A 24,553-nucleotide genomic window follows, 5' to 3' on the forward strand; every position below is an offset into this window, starting at 1 on the left:
TGCGTCTGTGAATGGCAGAGGCACTCCAGTGTCGGTACTATCCCATATTGGAGACCTTGTGGTCTCACACAAAGCACTCCCTATTCGCTGAAGTTGGTATTACTCAATCTTTGTTCGGATCAATCTGTATCGAAGAATAGGCGCTAGTTCTACTTGTATTTTCACCCCCGTTCGGCAATATGATTCTTTGTGCATTCTCTGCTTGGAGCAAGTGAATTTGCGCTTTGAGTCTCGCGTTCTTCTCTTCCAAGGTAAGTTCTCGTTTTAAAGGGTCTCCTGAATATTTGCCTCGTCCATCCTGTAAGCGTGTCTCTCCATACTCTTTATAACTTGCTCTTCATCGGTCCGCTGCGGCTTTAATCCGGGTCATACCGATGGTCTGATCGTCAAATCCACAAGCCTCAAAGTTGCTTACCTTGTTTTATCGATGCAATAAAGAGTTGTTTGAACTCGTACATATACGTAATTTCCTTGGTCGATGCAGAATTTACATATGGTGTTCTACTTCATGTGCTTTAAATGTTTTTTCCTCATTATTTATTCTCTGTTCTCGTCTTGCAATTTTTAAGTTTAGAAACGAATTGCTTCAATTTGATTTTGTTCAATTAAACTAAAGAAAAGAATATGGGCTCACCAACTTTATTTCAGAAATATGTCTGTATATACGTTAGCTGATAGGCCTAGACAAGGTGGAGACGAATTATGCTCACATATAGTATGTGGGTTGAAAAAACTACTGTACTCACGAGTCTTATACACACCTACAAGTAACACTTTATAACCAAGATAACAAATAGAGTATTCATGGTAGCGAAGCTGCTCCAAGAATACTCTATTTGTTAATTTTCTTTGTAGAAAAACTAAACTCTATTCATAATATATTTTCTAAACAGATTTTCAATGAATACATATACTAATATTAAAATAAGACCTATTAGAACACCAAGTCCAAGTCCTAAAAATATACGGATAGTTGAGATATAAAGTGGAGTATGAATATGAGCAAAAGTATCTACTAAAGAAAGCTGACCTACCGAACCAATAATTAGAAAAGGAATAGCTAGGCGATAACGTAAAACTAAAAATAATCCAAAAAGGTATAAGGGGTGAGCGAACATAAACTCTTTAAACCTAGGCCTAACTCCAATCGAGTTTTCCAATATTTTTCTAATGAATATCTCAATTGCAGGGGCTTCCCCAGAATTGCCAGTTCGAGATATATAATAAAAACCAACGATTCCTATCACAACAACAGCTATAACCCACCAAACTTTAATGGATTGAATCAGGATGTATCGTAAACGCTTTATTGGAGATTTGTCAATAAACAAAAGTATATATAGTGTGACTAATGCGATAGGTGCCAAATGTAAGACGCTAACCCCACGAAATTGATTAATGGAAAGCATGTAACTTACATTATTCAAAAGACTTACTATAAAAGGAACACTAGTTAAAGTGATTACAGTAGTGATTACGAGTAGTTTAAGGGCAGTTAATAAGTTTTTTTTATGATTAACAGGAGTAGTTTGTTTCCTTAGGATCATTTTTAAAACGGTTATTATAGCTAAAGTTGGTGTACTAACACCTACTCCTAAAGCTAAAGCCTGCATAAGGATGTCACTGTTATAGAAGAATAACCCGATGCTGCTTATAATTCCAATTATGAAAGAAGGTATAGTCAATAACATGAAAAAACTTGATATACATAGGGTTATAAGTGATAATGCTCCTAGAATTATCAGAACTTTTAAGGGATTCTCCCATGAGTTTTTGTTAACTTGAAAAGCTTCAGCTTCCTCGGTAGGGAATCCTTGTTTTTCAAGAGTTGGAATAATCCCCACTTGATCATCAAAAGCGATGAATAAATTATCTAAAGAACTTACAAGGCCAGCTTTTCCTGGGTTGTTAAAGATAGCTGCATTCAGATAAAACATTCTGATATTTCGATCTTTTGCTGCAAGTAAAAAACGATCCACTATTGTATCTGCCGTTAGTCGGGTCGCATCTATACCTGATAAGGAATATAATCGTACAACATTAAAATTTGTGATTTTTGCCAAGTAATTAAACCCATATTGGGACTGTGGCAATAGGTTTTCAATTGAAATAATACCTATATGATGTTGATTCAACAAGTTTCCAAACAAGTCAAGACTTTTTAGATCTTCTTGGTCTGTAAATCCTTTTACACTATCACCATCAAATAGAATATGTGTTACTCCCAGTTGTTCAAAAACTTCCATTTGTTGCTTAACTTTCTCATGATCATATGGGAGGGATCTGTCTGAAAAACGGGGAATAATTTCAAATCCATCAGAGCTCAATTTATTAAGCGTAATAGGATCAAAACCAATCGGTTTCATAATAGCCTCTGCTAAAGCAGCCTCTATTACAATCCCCTGCTTTCCATTGAAAGTCCATTCTCTTATGGAAACATTGGAGAAAGCTTCGCGTATAAATGGATCCATCTCAATTCTGGCATCATCATCTGAATAAATGATATATGTGAAATTTTCAGAAGAAGTAGAATCAAGTTTTTGTGCTTTTTCAAGCTCTTCTGTGCTGTAATAGTTGATCCGTTTTAAAAGCTGTAAATCTTTCAATGTGCTTTCATATATCGCCATTGACTTAACACCGGCTGTTTTTAATGTAGCTAACTGCTCATCTAAATATTTTTCTGGTTTGCTTTGATAGTTTGCAATTTCGGTTAAACCCCTGTAATCAAATATAAATTCTACTTGTTTTGCAGAAGATTCAAGTTTTGTACGGTTTGCAAGATACGGTATAGTAGCCACTAAACTGATTACAACTAATACATATAATACCAATTTGAATCGTTCGTTCAAATTACTAAATCGATTATCCATAGAAAAACTTCCGCCTCCATTTAGACAAAAAATAACAATACATCAAAAATATATATCAATCGTGATTGTAATTCTAGAGCAATTGGTTATTTTTCAGAGAGCTCTTGGAAGATCACGAGACTATTTAATTAAAAGGTGAAGTATGTACTAGCTGTACATAATATTGTGAATGGCAGGTATTGATGAAAGAAGATTGGAAAGAAAGTATATATTCTTTGACGTACGCGTCGAAGAAAACGTACTCATTTTTTTCTGATTAGATATGATCTTCTGAGATAGATCAATCGTTATTTTGAAATATAGATAAAATATGTATTTAAAAATAATATCATGCAAAATTAGAATTTTGTTGATGAAAGAAGAAATTAGTTGTATATTGTAGCTATCCAACGGAAAATGGAAAAAGTTATGTCATAATCTTTTAATTACTATAAAGGAAAAAAAGATGAAACTCAAACTTAATTAAGGAGTGCACTATGAAAATTGGATTGATAAGACATTTTAAGGTAGCAAAAGAAAAACCTTCGAGTTACATGTTAACAGGTGCAGAGCTGACAGAGTGGCTTGAGCAATATGACCAAGCTGAAATTGAAATTAGCGAAGTGGATATGGGAACTACCAAGTGGCAAAAATGTTTTTGCAGTGATATGGAACGAGCTATTGAGACTGCTAATGAAATATATAATGGGGATCTCATTATCAATGAGAAACTCAAAAAAATACCTCTACCTCGGTACGCTCAAGTTTGGAAGGGGAAGTTACCAATCATCATATGGGGAATTATCACGAAGTTTATCCTTAATTCTAAACATAAGTCGGTTGTGGAAAGTACAAAAGAAACGGATAATAGAGCCGTTTTAGTCATGAATGATATTGAGGCAGCGGCTGCTGGTGTAGATATCCTCATTGTAAGCCATGCAACTTTTATGATGAGACTAAGGAAAGAAATACTTAGACGAGGATATAAAGGCCCGGGCTTTAAACCTTATCCAATCAATGGGAAGATCTATGTGTACGAAAAATAGTTGAGTATATACTTCATAAAACAGGGGGTAAACGCAAATATGATGAACGTAACAATGGAAAACATAACAATGGATTATCTACAAAAAGGTGAAACAAAAATTACTGTACTGGATAGTAAAGGAAATGTAGACGATTTTTACGGTTGGGCGTTACATAACAAAAGTGAAATTGAGAAGCTGGTTTTACAATATGGTGGCGTTCTATTTAGAAATTTTAATGTCAGCTCCATCGACCTCTTTGAAAAATTCTCGACTATCTTTACCCCTGAATTAGAGAAGTATAAAGAACGTTCTACCCCAAGAAGTGAAGTGAAAGGGAACGTCTATACTTCTACGGAGTATCCAGAGGATCAACATATTGCGATGCATAATGAAAATTCATATGCTCACGTATGGGCACAAAAAATATTTTTCCATTGTGTGCAGCCTTCTGAGGTTGGTGGTGAAACACCAATAGCTGACAGTCGGGCAATCTTGAACCAACTGAATCCAGACCTTAAGGATAAATTTGCTACAAAGCAGGTATTATACCAAAGAAATATTGGTGGAAACTTAGATTTACCTTGGGAGGAAGTATTCCAAACGAATTCTAAGCAAGAAGTTGAAGAATATTGTTCAAATGCGGGGATAAATATTGAGTGGTTTTCGGACGGCAGATTAAGAACAAAAGCCATTCGGCCTGCAGTAGCAAAACATCCTCAAACAGAGGAAATGGTTTGGTTTAACCAGGCACATCTATTTCACGTAACTAATCTATCCCCTGCAATTCGTGAGTATTTAGTTCAAACAGTAGGTGAAAGTAACCTACCAAGAAATACATACTACGGAGACGGAGATACCATAAGTGATGAAGATCTGCAAGAAATAAGAAATGTGTACGATGAACATTCTCTCGCGTTCCCATGGGAAAAGGGAGATGTACTTATGTTAGACAATATGTTGATGGCGCATGGAAGAAGACCATATAAAGGCGCACGGAAAATAGTCGTAACCATGGGAGACTTAACTTCTAACTACGGAATTTGAAAATATTGCGCAATAGGGTGGTTGTATGTATTGGTATGTTTTATTTGTCGAAACAGGGAAAGAGGCTTTTGTTCGTGAAATGATTCGAGAGCATTTTTCAGACAAAGTAAAGTGTCTTCTACCTTTGAAACGGGTAAGGGAGAAAAAAAGTGGATGGTTCTATGAAAGAATCATCCCGTTATTTCCAAGCTATCTGTTCATACAGGCAGATATGAAGTTAATGGATCACAATGACTTATTGAAAATCCCAAATACGTACTACATCTTAAAAAATTCATCAAAGGATATGAATATGGATCGTAATTCTTACCTGAAATCAATCAGTGAAGAGGAAATGACTTTTATATTAAAGCTCCTCAATCAAGAAGACACCGTAGATTATTCAGATATCAGAATAACGGACGGGAAAATGGAAGTGATTTCAGGGCCACTGTTAAACTATAAAGATAATATCCAAAAAATAGACATACGAAACAGCAAAGCGAAAATAAAATTGAATCTATCCTATTTAGAACGAACCATTTACGTACCTATTAATGTGATTCGATCAGCAACTTTGGTTGAAGTAATAGATGCTTAGGCACATTACTCTCATATCAGAGGGACATATGATTACAGAAGAATGCAAAATGATTTTGGATGAAGTGCCGAAGGTATAAATATTTTTTTTACAAATTTAACTAAAAGAGTCATTTGCTCACATGAGCGGGTGGCTCTTTTTAATGGAGGCATGTGAAATTGGAGAATCTAAATTTATTCTGTTTTCCATGTGCTGGTGGAATGTCTAGCATGTATTCTGATTGGAAATCACACTTACTACCCCATATAAGTATAGTTTCTATGGAACTCGCTGGACGTGGTTATCGTACAAATGAATCTCTTTATAGCTCTTTTGATGAGCTGATCAATGATATGTTTGAACGTATCCAACCATATCTCGAAAATCAAGGAGAACCTTACGCACTATTTGGCCATAGTATGGGAGCGAGTATCATATTTGAATTAACTCACAAATTAATACAAGAAGGATACAAGCCACCTGTACATCTGTTCATTTCTTCAAGACGACCACCGCATCATACTAGAGACGCCTTGCTTCATACCTTGCCTGACGATCAGTTTTTGAATGCACTTCAAAAGTTAGGTGGTATAAGCGAAATTTTAGTTTCTGACGAAAGTTTCTTATCCTATTTCTTACCCATTTTGAAATCAGATATAACCAATTTAGAGTCGAATAATGGGGGGGAAGAGAAGCCATTATTGGGTTGCAATATAACGGTTTTAATGGGTGAGGATGAAAGCATTTTAAGCGAAGAGATCCGTGAATGGGAAAGGTACACACAAGGAGAGACATCCCTACATACCTTTCCTGGCGGTCATTTTTACTTGAACAGTCAAAAGCAAAATTTGATAGCAATGATAAATAACACTCTGATGAATGTATACACAGGAGAATATGTATGAATAAAGTAGCCCTATTATTCCCTGGACAAGGTTCACAATATGTTGGAATGGGCCGAGAAATTTGGAATAGGTATGAAGGAAGCCAACGAATTTTCGAAGAAGCAAGCGATGCAATACAAATGGATATTAAAAAACTATGTTTCGAAGGTGAAGGCAAAGTACTTGCTCAAACGATGAACGCTCAACCTACCATCCTAACCGTATGTGTGAGTATTTATCATGCGTTTAAAGAAGAGTTGGACTTTAAACCTTCTTTTATGGCTGGGCATAGTCTTGGTGAATATACAGCTATGGTATGTAGTGGCGTATTGTCGTTCTCAGATGCAATTCAGTTAGTTAGAAAAAGAGGCATTCTTATGCAAGAAGCTGATCCTGCGAGAGTCGGAAGAATGGCTGCTATTTCTGGCATAAGTGCGGAACTCTTAAGTGGCATTTGTAGAGAAACGGCGAATGAAGACTACCCCGTGACCATAGCTTGTGTGAATTCAAATAAACAAATTGTAATATCAGGCCATTATATTGCAATAGAGAGCGTTTTAAAAAGCGTTGAAAAAGAAAGAGGCACATATACGCTTTTGAATGTCAGTGCTCCATTTCATAGTCCATTAATGACTACTGCTTCTGACTTATTCTATTCAGAGCTGCAAAAATGTACATTCAATACACCTAAATGTTCGCTTATTTCTAATGTTAGTGGTCAAGCATACTTGGAAAACGATTCCTATAAAGAAAAGCTCAAACAACAATTCGTACTACCCGTTAGATGGTTAGAGTCCATCAACTATATGATAACGCAAGGTGTTACTACTTTTATTGAACTAGGTCCTCGAAAAGTTTTAACCGATTTCATGAAATCGATACCAAATACTTCTAGATCATTATCTATTAGTGATTCCACAGATTTAATGAGAGTTAAGCAACTCTACTCTGAATTACCCAAAGGGAGAGAGTTGGCCAAGCTTAAGAACTACTTAACAGCGGCATTAATTAGTAGAAATCGGAATATGGAATCCACTTATTTAACAAAGCTAAATTCATTGTTAAGTGAGTTAAAGGGGTTAGTAGAGAATACACCTACAGAGCCTTTATTTAATTCAGAGGAAAACGCTAAAAAGCTTTTACAAGAAATATTGAAACTAAAATACACTACAAACCAGGAAGCGAAAGAAATAATGGAACATTTGTAGAATCGCGGGAGGTAGTCATGTTCACCAAAAAATTCAATACACTGATTGAAGTAATTCAAGACCGGAGTAACTCAGCAGATGAAGGAATTCTCTTTATTGATAGTGATAAATCAGAGAGTTTTTTACCATATCGACAATTATACATTGAATCATGCAGATATCTCGCTTATTTGCAAAAAGAAGGCCTTCAACCAGGCCAAGAAGTCATTTTTCAAATTCAAAATAATAAATTATTCGTTATTGCTTTCTGGGCATGTTTATTAGGGGGAATGATCCCCGTTCCAATAAGCATTGGAGAAGATGATGAACATAAATTAAAACTGTTTAAAATTTGGGATATCATGAGCCGTCCTCATTTGATTACTACTGAGAAAGCCTTAAACAGTGTTAAAAAATTTGTGCAAAAGCATTCTTCTTTAAATATTGATGAGATGTTGGAACGTACGAGTTCTATCAACGATACATCTTATCCCGATGGCTTATATACTCTTAACACTCCTTCTCAAGACGATATAGCCTTTATACAATTTTCATCAGGATCAACTGGGGTCCCGAAAGGGGTAACATTAACACATAAAAACTTAATTTATAATATCAGTGGGGTTGTCAATCACACCCAAATTAATGAGAAAGATTCTTTTCTTTCATGGATGCCTCTAACACATGATATGGGTCTGATTGGCTTTCATTTAGTTCCTCTGGTAGTAGGAATTAATCAATACATTATCCCTACAGAAGTATTTATCCGAAAGCCAATCCTCTGGCTAAAAAAAGTGGATGAACATCGAGCAACCATGATTTCATCTCCAAATTTCGGTTACGGATATTTTCTTAAATTCTATAACCCAGAAAAAGACTATAAATGGGATCTATCATGTGTGAGGATTATATATAATGGTGCTGAACCTATCTCAACTGAAGTATGCGGTCAATTTTTAAAGACATTATCCGTATATGGCTTAAAAAGAGAAAGCATGTTTACAGTGTATGGGATGGCTGAAGCTTCCGTAGCGGTTTCTTTTCCGGAATTGTCAAAACCGATAAAAACGATATATGTAGACAGAAACCATTTAAATACAGGCGATTTTGTAAAAGAAGTGGAAGTAACAGATGCTCGTGCAGTTTCTTTTGTTGAAGTAGGCAAAGCCATTGATTATTGCGAATATAGAGTTTGTGGCAATGACAACGAGGAAATAGCTGAGAAGATGATTGGTAATATTCAAATTACAGGGTTAAATGTGACTAGTGGCTATTATAATCATCCAGAAGCTTATAACGATATTATAACCAGAGATGGTTGGCTAAACACAGGAGATTTAGGTTTTATAAATGAGGGTAATCTTGTGGTAACTGGCAGATCGAAAGACATTATATTCATTAATGGAAAAAATATATACCCTCAGGATATTGAGCGAGTTGCTGTTGAGCTAGAAGGTATAGAGCTTGGTAGGATAGCTGCTGTTGGTGTTTATAATAAAACAGAATGTTCGGAAGAAATAATTGTATTTGTTGTTTTCAAAAGAAAGACCGATGAATTCTTATCCTTGTCAAAAACGTTAAAGAGGCATCTATTTCAAAAAGGTGGATGGAATGTCGAGGTAGTTCCAATTCGAAAATTGCCTAAAACAACGAGTGGAAAAATTCAAAGATATCAATTATCAGAACGATATTCAGCAGGTGAGTTTCTAGCATATATTCAAAAATTGAATGAGCTACAGGTAAGTAATGAAATACTAAAATCAAATTCTTCTCTTCATCATATTAAAGAGAAATTATCAAAGCTGTTAATTGAGGTTTCAGGGAGAAAATCCGTGAATATGGAAGAAAGCTTTTTTGATTTAGGTGTAAATTCCCTAAAACTCGTTCAAATCCTAGAGATTATCGAAAATGAGTTTAAAACGAGTTTGGAGATTTCGGAACTTTTCTCATACCCCTCAATAACGAAACTTGCTCAACATATCTATGAGAGTAAGCAAGAGGATTCGATAGAAGGACACAGCAATGCAGAGGCAAAAGATAAAAAGGATATTGCAATAATAGGTATGGCTTTGAATGTACCGGGTGCAACAGATTTAGATGTATTTTGGGAAATGATTCAAAAAGGAGAACACCAATTAACTGACTTTCCGAGTAATCGAATTGAGGATGCTAGGTACTGTGCCAATTTGATTGATCTTAATCTAGAAGAGACTCCATTAAAAAGAGGAGGGTATCTACATTCAATTGATAAGTTTGATTATGGATTTTTCGGAATTACTCCAAACACAGCTCGATTGATGGATCCAAGTCAGAGGTTATTTCTCCAGACTGTGTGGCATACTCTTGAAAATGCTGGGTATGCAGGTAACAAGATTAAAGCAGGGAAAACTGGTATTTATGTTGGATATTCTAAAGTAGGATTTGATTATGAACGGCTAATTACTTTGAATGACTATAATGAACTCTCAGCGGGAATTGTAGGAAACTTACCATCCGTTTTAGCTAGTAGAATAGCATATTTTCTGGATTTAAAAGGACCAGCAGTTACTATCGATACCGCTTGTTCTTCTTCACTAGTAGCGGTGCATCTGGCTAGCCAAGCAATTATGAATGGCGATTGTGAAATGGCAATTGCAGGTGGAGTTCGAATTAGTTTATTACCTGTTGCGACTGGATTAGATATTGAATCCGCTGATGGATTAACTAAAACTTTTGATGCTCAGTCTGATGGTACCGGAATAAGTGAAGGGGTTGGGGCAGTTCTTTTAAAGCCTTATGACCAAGCGGTTAAGGATGGAGATCATATTTATGCGGTATTAAAAGGAAGTGCAGTCAACCAGGATGGTAAAACGATTGGAATTACGGCGCCCAATCCGTTATCTCAAACCGAAGTTATTGTAAGTGCATGGAATCAGGCTGGGATAGACCCTGAAAAAATTGATTTTATTGAAGCACACGGTACAGGCACCAAATTAGGTGATCCCGTAGAATTTAAAGCATTATGCAATGCGTTTAACCAATTTACGGATCAAAAACAATTTTGTGCTTTAGGATCTGTTAAGAGCAATATCGGTCATTTATTTGAGGCGGCTGGTATAGTGAGTTTCATTAAATCAGTATTAATGTTGAAAAACAAGAAGGTGCCTCCCCTTGTACATTTTGAAAGCCCTAATCCGCATTTAAAATTAGAGTCTTCTCCGTTTTATATAAGTAAAAATTTAGCGGAATTTGATGTAGAGCAGTCCCCCTTAGTAGGTGGAGTCAGTTCCTTTGGATTCAGCGGTACTAATGCTCATGTAATTTTGCAAGAATACGTATCCCATCCTTTGGAATTGAATGAAAGAAAAGAAGAAAAGAATCCTCACTATTTGTTAGCGTTATCTGCAAATAATGAGGATTCTTTGTCTACGCTCATTAAACGTTATTTGAATTATATGGAGCGAGATCACTCATGGAATCTACTAGATATTTGTTACACAACGAATACTGGCAGACCGCATTTGCAGTTTCGTGCAGCAATTACCGCCACCAACAAAGAAGATATGCTTACCAAGTTAAGATTACTTTCTGAGGACATGAAAAATATTGAAGGGATTTATCTGGGAAATGTAAACACTCATACGGATTATTCAAAACTCAAAGAACAAGTCTGGGGCGTCCTTTCAAATGAAGAGCTTGCACAACATCGATCAGAAAAAATAGCGGAGTTATATATTTTAGGAGCCGATATCAGCTGGGAAGGTTTTTTTAAAGGGGAATTTTATGGAAAAGTTCCTGTTCCATTATATCCATTTGAAGAAAAGCGTAGTTGGTTAGAACCTAAGCTTAACAAAAATTATGGGAATCTTTATAGGAGGAGTAATCAGTTGGGAGATAACATCACCACAATTAAAACCTTTATTTATACTATTATCTCTAAAGTATCAGGCATATCAATTCAGGATTTAGACGAAAACACTCATTTCATCTCTATGGGTTTAGATTCTATTTCACTAGCTCAAGTAAGAAATGAGATTTCAGAAAAGTTTAGTCTAGATATACCAATAGGTAATTTTTTTGATTCCATCACTAATATAAAATATCTAATTAAGTTTATTTCAAATCATAGCCATGCTCAGTTTGAAGTTGAGTCCACTTCACCACAATTAACTTCAAAATCTTCTCAATCTCACATGGAACCGACAATTAAAGAGAAGAAGAAAATGGAGGGTTCACCTGATCTATTGGAACGAATTATTTCTTCACAAAATGAACTACTAAAATCTCAGAATGAAATTATAAGTTCTACATTACATGCACAACTAAAAGTCATTAGCCAATATACAAGTATAGATACCTATGGTATTGAACAATTGAAACAAGAAGTAGCGGCTACAACAGCTTCAGAGTCTAAGGTGAAATCACAAGTGACTGCTCAGCAGGAGACTAAACCTTTTGTACCGTATCAATCGCAAGATTTCCAAACAAAAATAGATCTAACCCCAAAACAAGAACGTTACCTTGAAGACTTTGTGAATAAATATGTAAGGAAAACGAAAAAATCGAAAGAGTATACTGCTCAAAATAGACTTATCCATGCGAATAACAGAAACTTAGCTGCTTTCAGAATGGTTTGGAAAGAAATGGTCTATCCAATCATAGGACATTCTTCGCAAGGATCTAAAATATGGGATGTAGACGGAAATGAATACATCGACATCACAATGGGTTTTGGCGTGAATTTGTTTGGACATAACCCTGACTTTATTAAGAACTTAATGGTTAAAGAAAACCTGAATACCCTACCTGCTCTCGGGCCTATGTCAAATATTGCTGGAGATGTGGCTGAAGGAATTGCAGCACTAACTGGTGTAGAACGAGTTGCATTTTACAATTCTGGAACAGAAGCTGTTATGGTCGCTCTCCGTTTAGCTAGAGCGGTAACGGGTCGACGAAAAGTTGTGATATTCTCAGGCTCGTACCATGGTACCTTTGATGGTGTTCTGGGTATAACTAATCTTTCAGATGATACGTTTACTGCTAGACCAATGGCTCCTGGGATTAATCAGAACTTTATGGAAGACCTGATCGTTCTAAACTATAACCAAGAAGAGTCTTTAAAAACAATCAAAAATCTTGGTCATGAAATATCTGCTGTGTTGGTAGAACCTGTTCAAAGTCGACGTCCTGATGTGGCACCTGCAGAATTCTTGCGGAAACTAAGAGAAATTACTGAGACCACAGGTACTGCACTTATTTTTGATGAAGTGATTACGGGGTTTAGAGTTGGTCTTGGCGGAGCTCAAGAGTCATTTGGAATTACTGCTGATCTTGTTACTTATGGAAAAGTAATTGGTGGCGGTATGCCCATTGGGGTTGTAGCTGGAAAGTCCAAGTTTATGAATGCGATAGATGGAGGTACATGGAATTTCGGAGATCTGTCTTTGCCGGTCGATGAAGCAAAACGAACCTTTGTTGCAGGCACATTTAATACTCATCCTTTGACAATGCGTGTGACAATGGCTGTTTTGGAAAAGTTTAAGTTAGAGGGTGAAGGACTAATCACAAAACTTAATAATCATACAAATAATTTGGTGAACCAGTTAAATCAGATTTTCACCAAGGAAAAAGTAGCAATACATGTCGTGAATTATGGGTCCTTATTTAGATTTGTTTGCTCTATTGATAGTGATCTGTTTTTCTACCACCTAATGTATAAAGGGATTTATGTATGGGAAGGACGAAATTGTTTTCTCTCCACGGCGCATACTAACGAAGATATGACTAAAATCATCGATGCTGTCCAAGAAACAATAAGTGATCTTCGTAGAGGAGGCTTTTTACCAGAATCACCTAAAATCCCTCCTAATGGGGGAAACAAGGCGAATTACGAAGGGTCTCTAGAAACAGGTGATCTGTCTCAAGAACTTACATTAACAAATGAGCAGAAACATATTTTATTGGCGTCACTTTCAGAAAAGGAAGCTTCTACTGCTCTTAGTGAGTCTATCCTGTTAAAAATGAAAGGGAAATTAGATGTACACTTACTAAATCAAGCTTTTAATCAGGTTGTTGAACGTCACAGTCTTCTGCGAGCAAAGGTTGATATTGAAAAAGAAAAATTAATTATCCAGGAAGAAATATCTGTAAATATAGGTCAGACTAACTTCACACAAATTGCAGCAAGTAAGGAAGAGAAGGTATCTGAGTGGTTAGAGAATGATGCATTGAAAACCTTTAATCTTGAAGGGGATGACCGTCTTTTCAGAATAAATGTGCTACAGTTAGAAATTGACGAGTTTTGGTTTATATTAACCATCCATCATATTATTGCGGATGGCTGGTCTATTGAAGTAATTCTTCAGGAAATGGCTAATTTATATACGGCATTAGTGCATAAAAATCATCTTTTGTTGCCTGAATCAGCCTCTTATGCTGAATATATTGATTGGCAACAATCAATATGTGAGAAAGATGCGTTTAAAGAGGCAACCGCTTTCTGGAACATGGAGCTGGGTAGTGCTATTCCTTCTCTAGTCTTACCGACTCAACCGTTAGAACGGTCAAAATCAGGATATCGTGGCGCGAAACATACCTTGAAGATAGATTCCGCACTAACCCAAGCTTTAAGAACGTTTAGTGCAGAAGTAAGTAATACTCTGTTTGTAACTTTACTAGGTGCATTCAGTCAATTTATGCAGTCTATCACAAATCAAAATCATATAACTATTGGCATACCAACGGCTGGACAACTTCAATTGAAAAATCATTATTTAGTAGGTCCATGTGTAAATATAATTCCGTTGTCTTTTATGAGCAATAGCAATGATCAATTATCTTCTTATATGGAACATATCAAAACACGGTTAGACAATGTGTTGAAACATCAATATGTACCGATGGCAGCAATTGCTGAAGAGCTCACAACACCTTTTTATCCTGAGATAAATGTAGTATTTAATATGGACAGACCAATAAAGAGTGTTAAATTGGACGATATCTCTACTCAAATAGGGGAGTATCCGACTAAATATGTTGCATATGATTTGTTTCTCAATGTTATAGATTACCGGGATGAATTGTATATTGATTTTCAATACAATACGGAGTTTATTACAGATGAGATAATAAAGATGTGGGTAAATGGATTTTCCGAGCTTTTGAATGAGATGATAAAACGAGGAGCTTCTGGTAGTAGTGCTATTGATATGTTCACCATTGAACAACATGATAAATTAGACAAACTGTACGAAGCAATGCAATCGCTTCATGTTGGAAAAAGTACTGAAAAAGAAAAAAGTGACTTTGGCAAGCCAGAGAATGTACTGGAAGAAAAAGTGCTAGAAATATGGCAATCAACCGTAGATAGAAATGTAATTAGTCGAAATGATAATTTTTTTGCCATTGGAGGTAACTCCCTTAAAGCAACCATCATGTTGGCAAAGTTAAATAAGGAGTTTGGAAAAAACGCAACAATTGGAGTTTTATTTAAAAACCAAACGATAAAAGAGTTGGCTGAATGGATATCAAATAATGAGGCGGAAATGGGATTGCCAATACCCATCTTAAGCTTAAAGAATGATTATGAAACTTCACCTGGACAGCAAAGAGTTTATTTTTTGCATCAGATGGATCCAACAAGTTTGTCACAAAATATGGTCCAGAGATTCATCCTATCTGGGAAACTAGATGAAAATCATTTTGTTGACTGTCTGGAAAAAGTCATTCGTAGACATGAGGCCTTTTTTACTTCTTTCTATGTAGTAGAAGGTGAAATAAAACAAAAAGTTGATATGAATCTACCATTTAAGGTAATACGAACAGAAATGAGTATTGGTGATTTTGAGGAACATAAAAATCAATTTGTTAAATCATTTGATTTATCCCAAGCACCTCTTATTGAAGTAGAGCTCGTAAAAATAGAGGAAAGTCATCATGAATTACTCATTAATGTCCATCATATTATTACAGACGGATATTCTCTGGGTATTGTACTCGAAGAGATCAAGCAAGTTTATGAAGGGGCTATACTTCCTGAAGTGGAGATTCATCATAAAGATATCGTAGCATGGCAAAACTCTAAATTCTCTGAACTTGAAACTCATGAAAAATATTGGATAGATGTTTTTCAAGGAGAACTACCAGTTTTGCATTTACCATCTAACTCATCAAATGTGATTTTAAATGACGACAGAAAAGGAAATCGAATGTCTTTTGCCATAGATGAATCATTTTTAGTTCAACTTGAATCATTAGCTCAAGAAACGAACACTACGTTATATATGGTTTTATTATCGGCATACAATATATTACTTTATAAGTACTCAGGGCAAGAAGATATCATTGTAGGAACATCACTTTCAGGTCGAAATCATGAAAGTAGTGAAAGAACAGTAGGCTTATTTATGCAAACATTGGCTCTACGCAGTCAACCAAGTGGAGACAAGACGATAAATGCATATTTAGAGGAGATCAAAACGCATACAATTGATGCTTTCGAACATCAGGATTATCCATTTGACTTAATTGTAGAAAAACTCTCTATCGAAAGAAATGGTACTGGGAAAGTCCTTTTTAATACCATGTTTATATTACAAAATATCGCGTTAGAAGAAGTAAGTTTTGCGGATCTCATACTGAAGCCAATTGAAATCCATTCAGGAGACCCTTTATATGATCTCTCTTTAATCGTGGACGAATATGATAATTCTTTGATAGCAAATATTGATTTTAATAGTAGTCTATATTCGATTAGTACAATCGAGGGTTTGTTTAGTAACTACTTAAATATTCTGAAGGGCATGGTGTATAACCATAAGATTTATATTAAAGATTTGGATATGCTTACCAGAGAGGAGAAGCAAGCACTTTATGCATTTAATCCTGTACGTACGGATTATCCAAGAGAAAAAACAATTCATGGATTATTTAAAGAACAAGTAGATCGAACACCAAAAGGTATAGCTCTCATTTACAAAGATAAAAAGGTAACTTATCAAGAACTGGACAGAAAAGCAAACAAAGTTGCAGCCTTTTTGCAGGAAAAAGGAATTTCTCGTGGAGATATTGTTCCGCTGATGATGGAGCCCTCGATAGAGATGATTGCTGGTGTACTAGGTGTATTAAAAACCGGGGCAGGATACTTACCTATCGATCATGAATATCCGATGCAACGCGTCAAATTTATGCTTCAAGACAGTGCGAGTACGTTACTCCTAACAGGAAGTAATCATTTAAAGAATAAAGAAGAACTTGGAGTTGAAGTAGTAGAATGGTCCGACATTGAATTAACAAACTATGATTTTTCAGCTACCGAATCATATGGGGGATCACATGATATAGCGTATGTAGTATATACCTCGGGTTCTACCGGAAAACCTAAAGGGGTTATGATTAAACATACGTCCTTAATTAATATGTCTACGTGGTATCAATCGTTTTATGAGATTGAGGACAAGGATTGTATCAGTAAATATGCAGGATTCGGATTTGATGCATCAGCATGGGAAATGTTCCCATGTTTAATTAGTGGTAGTACATTATGTATTGTTCCACAAGAAATACGTTTAGATGTTGTGCAATTGAACGAATATTTCGAAAATAACAACGTGACTATTTCCTTTTTACCTACGCAAGTATGTGAACAATTTATGCGATTAAATAATACATCTCTACGTGTACTACAAACTGCTGGTGATAAATTGAAGCATGTACAGAAACATCCTAACGTAGCCTATGAATTATTTAATAATTACGGTCCGACAGAGAATACAGTTGTAGCAACAGCATTTAAAGTGGATGGTGCTTATGTAAATATCCCAATTGGGAAACCGATAGCTAACACGAGTATTTTTATCAGGGATAAAGATGGAGCTTTAGCAGCTGTAGGGGTACCAGGGGAGCTTTGCATAGCGGGAGAAAATTTGGCAAGGGGTTACTTAAATCAGCCTGAATTAACAGCAGAAAAGTTTGTTACCAATCCATTTGGATCCGGAAAGATGTATTGTTCAGGAGACTTAGCAAGATGGCTTCCTGATGGAAACATTGAATTTTTAGGTCGGATCGATGATCAGGTGAAGATAAGAGGGGTCCGTGTGGAACCGACGGAGATTGAAAGAATCCTGATCTCGTATGAGGAAATCCAGACTTCAACAGTGCAAACAGTAGAACATAAAGACCAACTATTTTTATGTGCGTATATTGTCGCTAATCAAATGGTAGAATCACAGGTGCTCCGTGAAAGATTAGCCACTGTTCTTCCAATCCATATGGTACCTTCCTACTTTGTGTTTATGGATCAGCTACCCATAACACAAAACGGAAAGCTAGATAAAAAAGCATTGCCTACTCCAAAAATTACGGTTATTGATGATTATGTTATGGCTAGTAGCGAAACTGAGCTTAAATTGGAAAATATCTGGTCATCAGTATTAGGAATTGACAAGATCGGCATCAGATCAAATTTCTTTGAATTAGGGGGGGATTCTCTTAGTGCCATACATCTGGTTTCAGCAATAGAAGAATCACTGTCTGTTCGCGTTACTTTGCAAGATTTCTTTAATGCAGCGACCATTGAAAAGCTAGCAGTATTAATTGACGCTAGTGAGAAGCATAAGATTAAAAATATCATTACAACTACAAAAGATGATAAATATGACGTTTCCTTTTCCCAAAAGAGAATGGTGCTATTGAATGAACTTGAGGGCGGCGGAACGGCATATAACATGCCTGCATTACTAGAGTTAAGAAAGGGGACAGATGTTGAAAAGATTGAGGAGATTCTTAAACACTTAATTAAACGTCATGATATTTTAAGAACCTCATTTTTAATTGAGGATGGCAGGCCGGTTCAAGTTGTACATGATGATGTTCCTTTTACTATGGAAAAACACTTCTGCACTAAATCGACAGGAATGGAGGAGCTACTTTCTCAGTTCGTACATCCATTTGAACTAAATAGTGCTCCTTTGCTTAGAGTTAAATATGTTAAAGATGAACAAGGTAAAGAATTCCTGTTGACAGATATGCATCATATAATCTCTGATGGTTTATCTTTCAGGATATTAATGAGTGAATTAGCTGGATTATATAGAGGCAAGAAATTACCTGAGTTGAAGCTACAGTACAAAGATTATACTTCATGGTTACATGAAAAAGTGCATTCAGGAGTGTGGGAGGATCAAGAAAATTACTGGGTAGAATCATTAAAAGGTGATCTTCCTGTACTCAATTTACCAACAGATTTTCAAAGACCAATTCAAAGAAGATATGAAGGAAACACACTGCGTTTAGAAATCAATCAGGATTTGTATAAAGGACTAGACTCATACGCTGCAAATAACGGCATCACTGTGTATATGGTATTGTTCACAGCTTTGAACACATTGCTCTATAAATACACGGGACAGGAAGATATCATTATTGGAACACCAGTGGCTGGCCGTACAACTCGGGAGCTAGATGGTGTATTAGGTATGTTTGTTAATACACTTGCACTTAGAAATAATATCACGGGGAGTAAAACTTTTGCACAGTTGCTTGAGGAAATTAAAGTCACAGTCTTGAAGGGTCTAGACAATCAAGAATATCCTTTGGAAATGCTTCTTGAAAAAGTAAATGTTCAAAGAAATAACAGTCGCAATCCACTATTCGACGTTATGTTCAGTATGACTTCGGATGTTGATTCAGTAAATGAACCTTTCGAAAGTATAAATCATGTGTCGACAAATGAAAGTAAGTTCGATTTAACTTTTAATGTACTAGCTGAAGAAAAAAGAATGGTATTAGAAGTCGAATATGCGACTTATTTGTTCGAAGAGAAAACAATTCTTCAAATGTGCAAAAACTTTACTAGTATCTTAGAAAAAATAGTTATGGGATATGAGCATGTTTCTTTATGTGATTTAGAAATGCTTAGTCCAGAAGAGAAACAGAAATTATACTCATTAAATCCTACGCGAATTGAATATCCAAACGATAAAACAGTTCATGAGCTGTTTAGAGAACAAGCAGAGCGCACTCCAGATGATATTGCTTTAATCTTTATGGATCAAACCATGACTTATCATGAACTGAACACATTGGCCAATAAATTAGCATCATTTTTAAGAGAGAGAGGGGTTACTCGAGGGGATATAATTCCGCTAATGTTTGAGCCTTCACTAGAAATGATTGCGAGTGTCTTTGGCGTTTTAAAGACTGGAGCAGCATACTTGCCTATCGATCATGAGTATCCAGTAGAGCGTGTGAAATTTATGCTTGAGGACAGTGGTAGTACCCTGTTTATCACGGGAGACAGATGCATAAGTAATAAAGAATCATTTGGAGTAGAAGTGATAGAATGGTCTGCAATTGATTTCTCTAAATACACTGCTTCAGATTTTGATTCCGTTGGAGAACCTAACGATCTTGCCTACATTATTTATACTTCTGGTTCTACAGGAAAGCCGAAGGGAGTTATGATCGAGCATACTTCCCTAATTAATATGTGTACATGGAACCAAACGTTTTATGAGATTGAACGAAATGATTGCGTCAGTAAGTATGCCGGATTTGGATTTGATGCATCAGTGTGGGAGATATTCCCTTGTTTAATCACTGGTAGCACATTGTGTATTGTTCCACAGGATATACGTTTAGATATTGTGCTATTAAATGAATATTTCGAAAAGAATAAAGTCACTATTTCTTTTTTACCGACACAGGTATGTGAACAATTCATGCAATTAGAAAATAAAACATTACGTATAATGCAAACTGCTGGGGACAAGTTGAAACACTCTCAAAAGCATCCTAACGCAAGGTATGTATTGATTAATGGTTATGGACCTACGGAATATACCGTTGGGGCAACCTTATTCAAAATTGAAGGAACTTATGCAAATATTCCTATCGGCAAACCTGTAACCAATACAAACATCTATATCCGAGATAAGGATGGAAATTTGGCTCCGCTTGGCGTACCTGGGGAGTTGTGTATTGCAGGAGATAGCCTGGCAAGAGGATATTTAAATCAGTATGAATTGACGAATGAAAAGTTTATTACCAATCCATTTGGACATGGGAGAATGTATTGTACTGGAGACCTAGCACGATGGCTTCCTGACGGAAACATTGAATTTTTAGGTCGGATCGACGATCAGGTCAAAATACGTGGTGTACGCGTAGAACCTGGAGAAATCGAGCGTGTTCTAATATCGTATGAAGAAATTCAAACAGCAATAGTTCAAGCAATTCAACATAATGATCGGTTATTTTTGTGTTCCTATATCGTTGCAAATACAGAACTGGAAACACAGATGCTTCGAGAAAGATTATCCAGCGTCCTTCCGATCCATATGATACCTTCTTATTTTGTGTTTTTGGATCAATTACCATTAACACCCAATGGGAAGATTGATAAAAAGGCTCTACCTTTTCCAGATTTCACATCAAGTATTGAATATATAGCGCCTACAATATCAGTGGAATTCAGTTTGGTAAAAGTGTGGGAAGAAGTATTAGGGGTTGAATCGTTGGGTGTTAATCACAATTTCTTTGATATGGGCGGAGATTCAATTAAGGCATTACAAATAGTCTCCCGTCTACGAAATTATGGGTACCATACTGAAGTGAAGGATATTTTTTCCTACCCAACAGTTAAATCTATAAGTAAGCATGTGACATCCATTGTTCGTCATATCGATCAATCACAGGTCGAAGGCGAAGTGGAACTAGCCCCAATTCAACAGCAATTTTTTGAACGTGATTCTTCTACCTACCATCACTTTAATCAGTCAATAATGCTATATAAAGAAGAAGGATTTGACGAAAATAGTGTGAATTTCGCGTTGGAAAAACTAGTCGATCATCACGATGCGTTAAGAATGTCGTACCATTTAGACGAATTGGGGAATGTAAAACAATGGAATCGTAAAAATAGTGTTGAAATGGATTATTTCCAATTTGAGATCTTTAATCTAATCAATGATCCTTCTCAGGAAAAAAGAGTTGAGGAACATGCGAATATGTTACAACGTCGATTTAATATTTTTGGCGGACCTTTATTACAAGTAGGATTATTTAAGACTGAATCTGGAGATCACCTTTTAATTATTGCTCATCATTTGGTAGTAGATGGTTATTCTTGGCGGATAATAGTGGAAGATTTTCTGAGTGTTTATGAACAATCTCTTAATAACCAAACGCCAACGTTACCTTTAAAAACAGATTCGTACCAAACTTGGGCTAAAGGGTTAATTCATTACGCACAAAGTAAACATCTCGAAGATGATTTGCTTTACTGGACCAAACTTGAAAAACTCCAAGTTAACAAACTTCCTATTAATCAACAATTAGGTACTGACTGCTACAGGGATAGTTATACTCTGGTTCAAAGATTAGATATTGAAACTACAAAGAGATTAACTAAACAGGCCCATTTAGCATATAACACTGATACTAAGGATCTCTTACTCACCGCTTTAGGATTATCTATAAAAGAATGGTTGGGTGTTGAGGAGTTTTTTGTTGATTTAGAAGGTCATGGAAGGGAAGATATTTCTGATCAGATTGATATCTCAAGGACTGTTGGTTGGTTCACTTCAGTGTATCCTTTTATGATTAAGAATCAAGGGAATAATGATTTAAGCTATTTCATTAAAGAAATTAAAGACGGTATTAGAAGGGTTCCTAAAAATGGTTTTGGATTTAACATCTTAAAATATATTAATACTTCACTAACTAGCTCAGCAATTAAATCAGATATCGTATTTAATTATTTAGGAGAATTCGATCAAAATCTATCGAGGTCTTTAACTTCTCAATATCCTATGGGAGATGAAATGGGACCTAATTTAGAGAGAAGCCATAGTATTGAAATCAATTGTATGATTTTAAACGGTGAAACTATTTTACGATTCACATATAACAAAAATCAGTTTGAAGAACAAGAATTCACCAATTTCTCTGGACTATTTATTAAACATCTTCTCCTCCTTATTGATTATTGTTGTAATTTGCAATCTAGAGAAAAGACAGCATCAGATTTTACGTATAAGAAATTATCTCAAAACCAGTTAAGTATGATTATGGATTCGCTCGGGAAAAAATAATCGTTAAACAAATGGAGAAAGGGTTGACATTCTAAATGACGGTATCAATTCAGAATATTTATAGACTTACTCCCTTACAAGAAGGAATACTGTTTCATCACCAATTTGATAGTGATTCTGATGCATATTTCGAGCAGCTATCTTTCACTCTAGCAAGAGAACTAAATCCTAAAATTCTAAACCAGAGTTTAAATACATTAATTGAAAGATATGATGTGCTTAGAACTGCATTTGTTACTAAAAATGTTGAACAGCCTTTACAAGTAGTTATGAGTGAGAGAACAACTCAAGTGCACGTGGAAGATATAACTTCATTAAAGGAGTCAGATCGTTCAGTTTATGTTAATGAATACATGATTAACAACAGACAAATAAAATTTGATCTGGAACAAGATGTTCTAATGAGATTAGCTCTATTTAAGATCAGCGATAAATCCTGGAGGTTTGTGTGGAGTTTCCACCATATTATCCTTGATGGATGGTGCTTAGGTATTTTACTAAAGGATTTATTTCAAATATATGATCTCATATGCCAAGGTGATGAGATTTTACTTAATGATGTCCAGCCGTACAGTTTATACTTTGAATGGTTAGACAATCAGGAGAAAGATACAGCAATGCAATATTGGAAGGAAGTTTTAAGTGGATATACTGAAGCTTCTTCTTTGCAATTTCAAAAAAAGTATAACAAGAACGAGATAGTGGAGCACAAAAGGTATAATTTGTATTTTGAACCCAATCTAACTAAGGGATTGGAGAATCTCTCCAATCAATATCAAGTAACATTAAGTTCTGTTATGCACACAATATGGGGAATTCTTCTTCAAAAATATAATCAAACTGATGATGCAGTGTTTGGATCAGTTATATCTGGTCGCCCACCTGAGATATCAGGAATAGAATCGATGGTCGGTCTCTTTGTGAACACAGTCCCATTGAGAGTTAGGAGCTTAAGTGATACTACCTTTATAGATCTTACTCAAAATGTCCATCAGTTAATGGTTGATGCTAATAAGAATGGGTTTATTTCCTTAAGTGATATACAGAGCTCCACTACTGGAAATAATCAAATTATTGATCATGTTGTTGCTTTTGAGAATTATCCGATTGAAAGTCTGGGAGAACAGACTTCATTGCTCTCGGATATTGATTATTATGAACACACCAATTATGATTTTAGCCTGACAATATCACCGGGAGTTGAACTTGAGGCGGCTTTCACATATAGCACCTCGGTCTATGATTCGGAGACGATTGTTCAATTAGGTAAGCACTTACTGAAAATAGCCGAACAAGTCGTGAGTAATGCTAGTGTTAACATAAGAGATATTGACCTGAAAACTGAGACTGAAAAAAAATTAATTTTGGAAGATTTTAATGATACAGTTACAGCGTACCCTACCGAAAAAACAATCTCTGAGTTATTTCAGGAGCAAGTTAGAAAAACACCAGATCATATTGCTTTGCAAGTAGAGGTTGCGAAGCTGACATATCGTGAATTAAATGAACAAGCAAATCAGATTGCTGTCAAACTGCAAAGTAAGGGCACCGATTCGGATGAGATTGTCGCAGTGATGGCAGATCGCTCGATGGAAACGATTATCGCAGAACTGGGGATTATTAAAGCAGGAGGGGCCTATTTGCCCCTCTCCCCAGAGTATCCTGCAGAACGTATCGGCTATCTTCTAGGTGATAGTAGAGCCAAGATTGTTCTCACCAAACAGGAGTATGCGCCTCTTTTCGAAGAGGAATCGGTGGAAGTACTGATCATAGACCAAATCCTTGCTGAACGAGCGGAGGCCGTGCCAGCGGTGGTGGGCAAAGCAACAGATTTGGCTTATGTGATGTATACCTCAGGAACCACAGGCAAGCCTAAAGGTGTCATGATAGAGCATCGTAATGTGGTTAGATTGGTAAAGAACACGAACTAT

8 protein-coding genes are annotated in these 24,553 nt (G+C 35.9%); 7 read left to right on the forward strand and 1 reads right to left on the reverse strand.

The features are described from left to right. Nucleotides 1–860: 860 nt before the first annotated feature. The gene (locus tag QVE09_RS22430; protein ID WP_315938579.1) at nucleotides 861–2,870 is read right to left on the reverse strand and encodes a DUF5693 family protein; all 2,010 of its coding nucleotides are present in this window, start codon (nucleotides 2,868–2,870) and stop codon (nucleotides 861–863) included. A gap of 476 nt (nucleotides 2,871–3,346) precedes the next feature. Between QVE09_RS22430 and QVE09_RS22435 the strand changes: the two genes are divergently transcribed. From QVE09_RS22435 to QVE09_RS22465, 7 genes are all read left to right on the forward strand, one after another. Continuing rightward, nucleotides 3,347–3,895 carry a histidine phosphatase family protein gene (locus QVE09_RS22435; RefSeq protein WP_090955133.1) on the forward strand — a complete coding sequence of 183 codons (549 nt, stop codon included), beginning with the start codon at nucleotides 3,347–3,349 and terminating at the stop codon, nucleotides 3,893–3,895. Nucleotides 3,896–3,934: 39 nt separating this feature from the next. Further along, on the forward strand, nucleotides 3,935–4,921 hold the full coding sequence (locus QVE09_RS22440; RefSeq protein WP_090955135.1) for a TauD/TfdA family dioxygenase: 987 nt from the start codon (nucleotides 3,935–3,937) through the stop codon (nucleotides 4,919–4,921). Nucleotides 4,922–4,946: 25 nt separating this feature from the next. After that, on the forward strand, nucleotides 4,947–5,501 hold the full coding sequence (gene loaP, locus QVE09_RS22445) for an antiterminator LoaP (RefSeq protein WP_315938580.1): 555 nt from the start codon (nucleotides 4,947–4,949) through the stop codon (nucleotides 5,499–5,501). A gap of 158 nt (nucleotides 5,502–5,659) precedes the next feature. After that, nucleotides 5,660–6,385 (forward strand): thioesterase II family protein, encoded by a 726-nt coding sequence (locus QVE09_RS22450; RefSeq protein WP_315938581.1) that lies wholly within the window; start codon nucleotides 5,660–5,662, stop codon nucleotides 6,383–6,385. Further along, nucleotides 6,382–7,572, forward strand: coding sequence for an ACP S-malonyltransferase (gene fabD, locus QVE09_RS22455; RefSeq protein ID WP_315938582.1), 1,191 nt, complete (start codon nucleotides 6,382–6,384; stop codon nucleotides 7,570–7,572). Before QVE09_RS22450 ends, fabD begins: the two co-directional genes overlap by 4 nt. Nucleotides 7,573–7,589: 17 nt before the next feature. After that, nucleotides 7,590–22,622 (forward strand): non-ribosomal peptide synthetase, encoded by a 15,033-nt coding sequence (locus QVE09_RS22460; RefSeq protein ID WP_315938583.1) that lies wholly within the window; start codon nucleotides 7,590–7,592, stop codon nucleotides 22,620–22,622. Nucleotides 22,623–22,657: 35 nt separating this feature from the next. Next, on the forward strand, nucleotides 22,658–24,553 hold a 1,896-nt coding region (locus QVE09_RS22465; RefSeq protein ID WP_315938584.1), incomplete at its 3' end, for a condensation domain-containing protein.

This window comes from Paenibacillus sp. ClWae2A, from assembly GCF_032452295.1.
In the GTDB taxonomy this organism is placed as follows: domain Bacteria; phylum Bacillota; class Bacilli; order Paenibacillales; family Paenibacillaceae; genus Paenibacillus.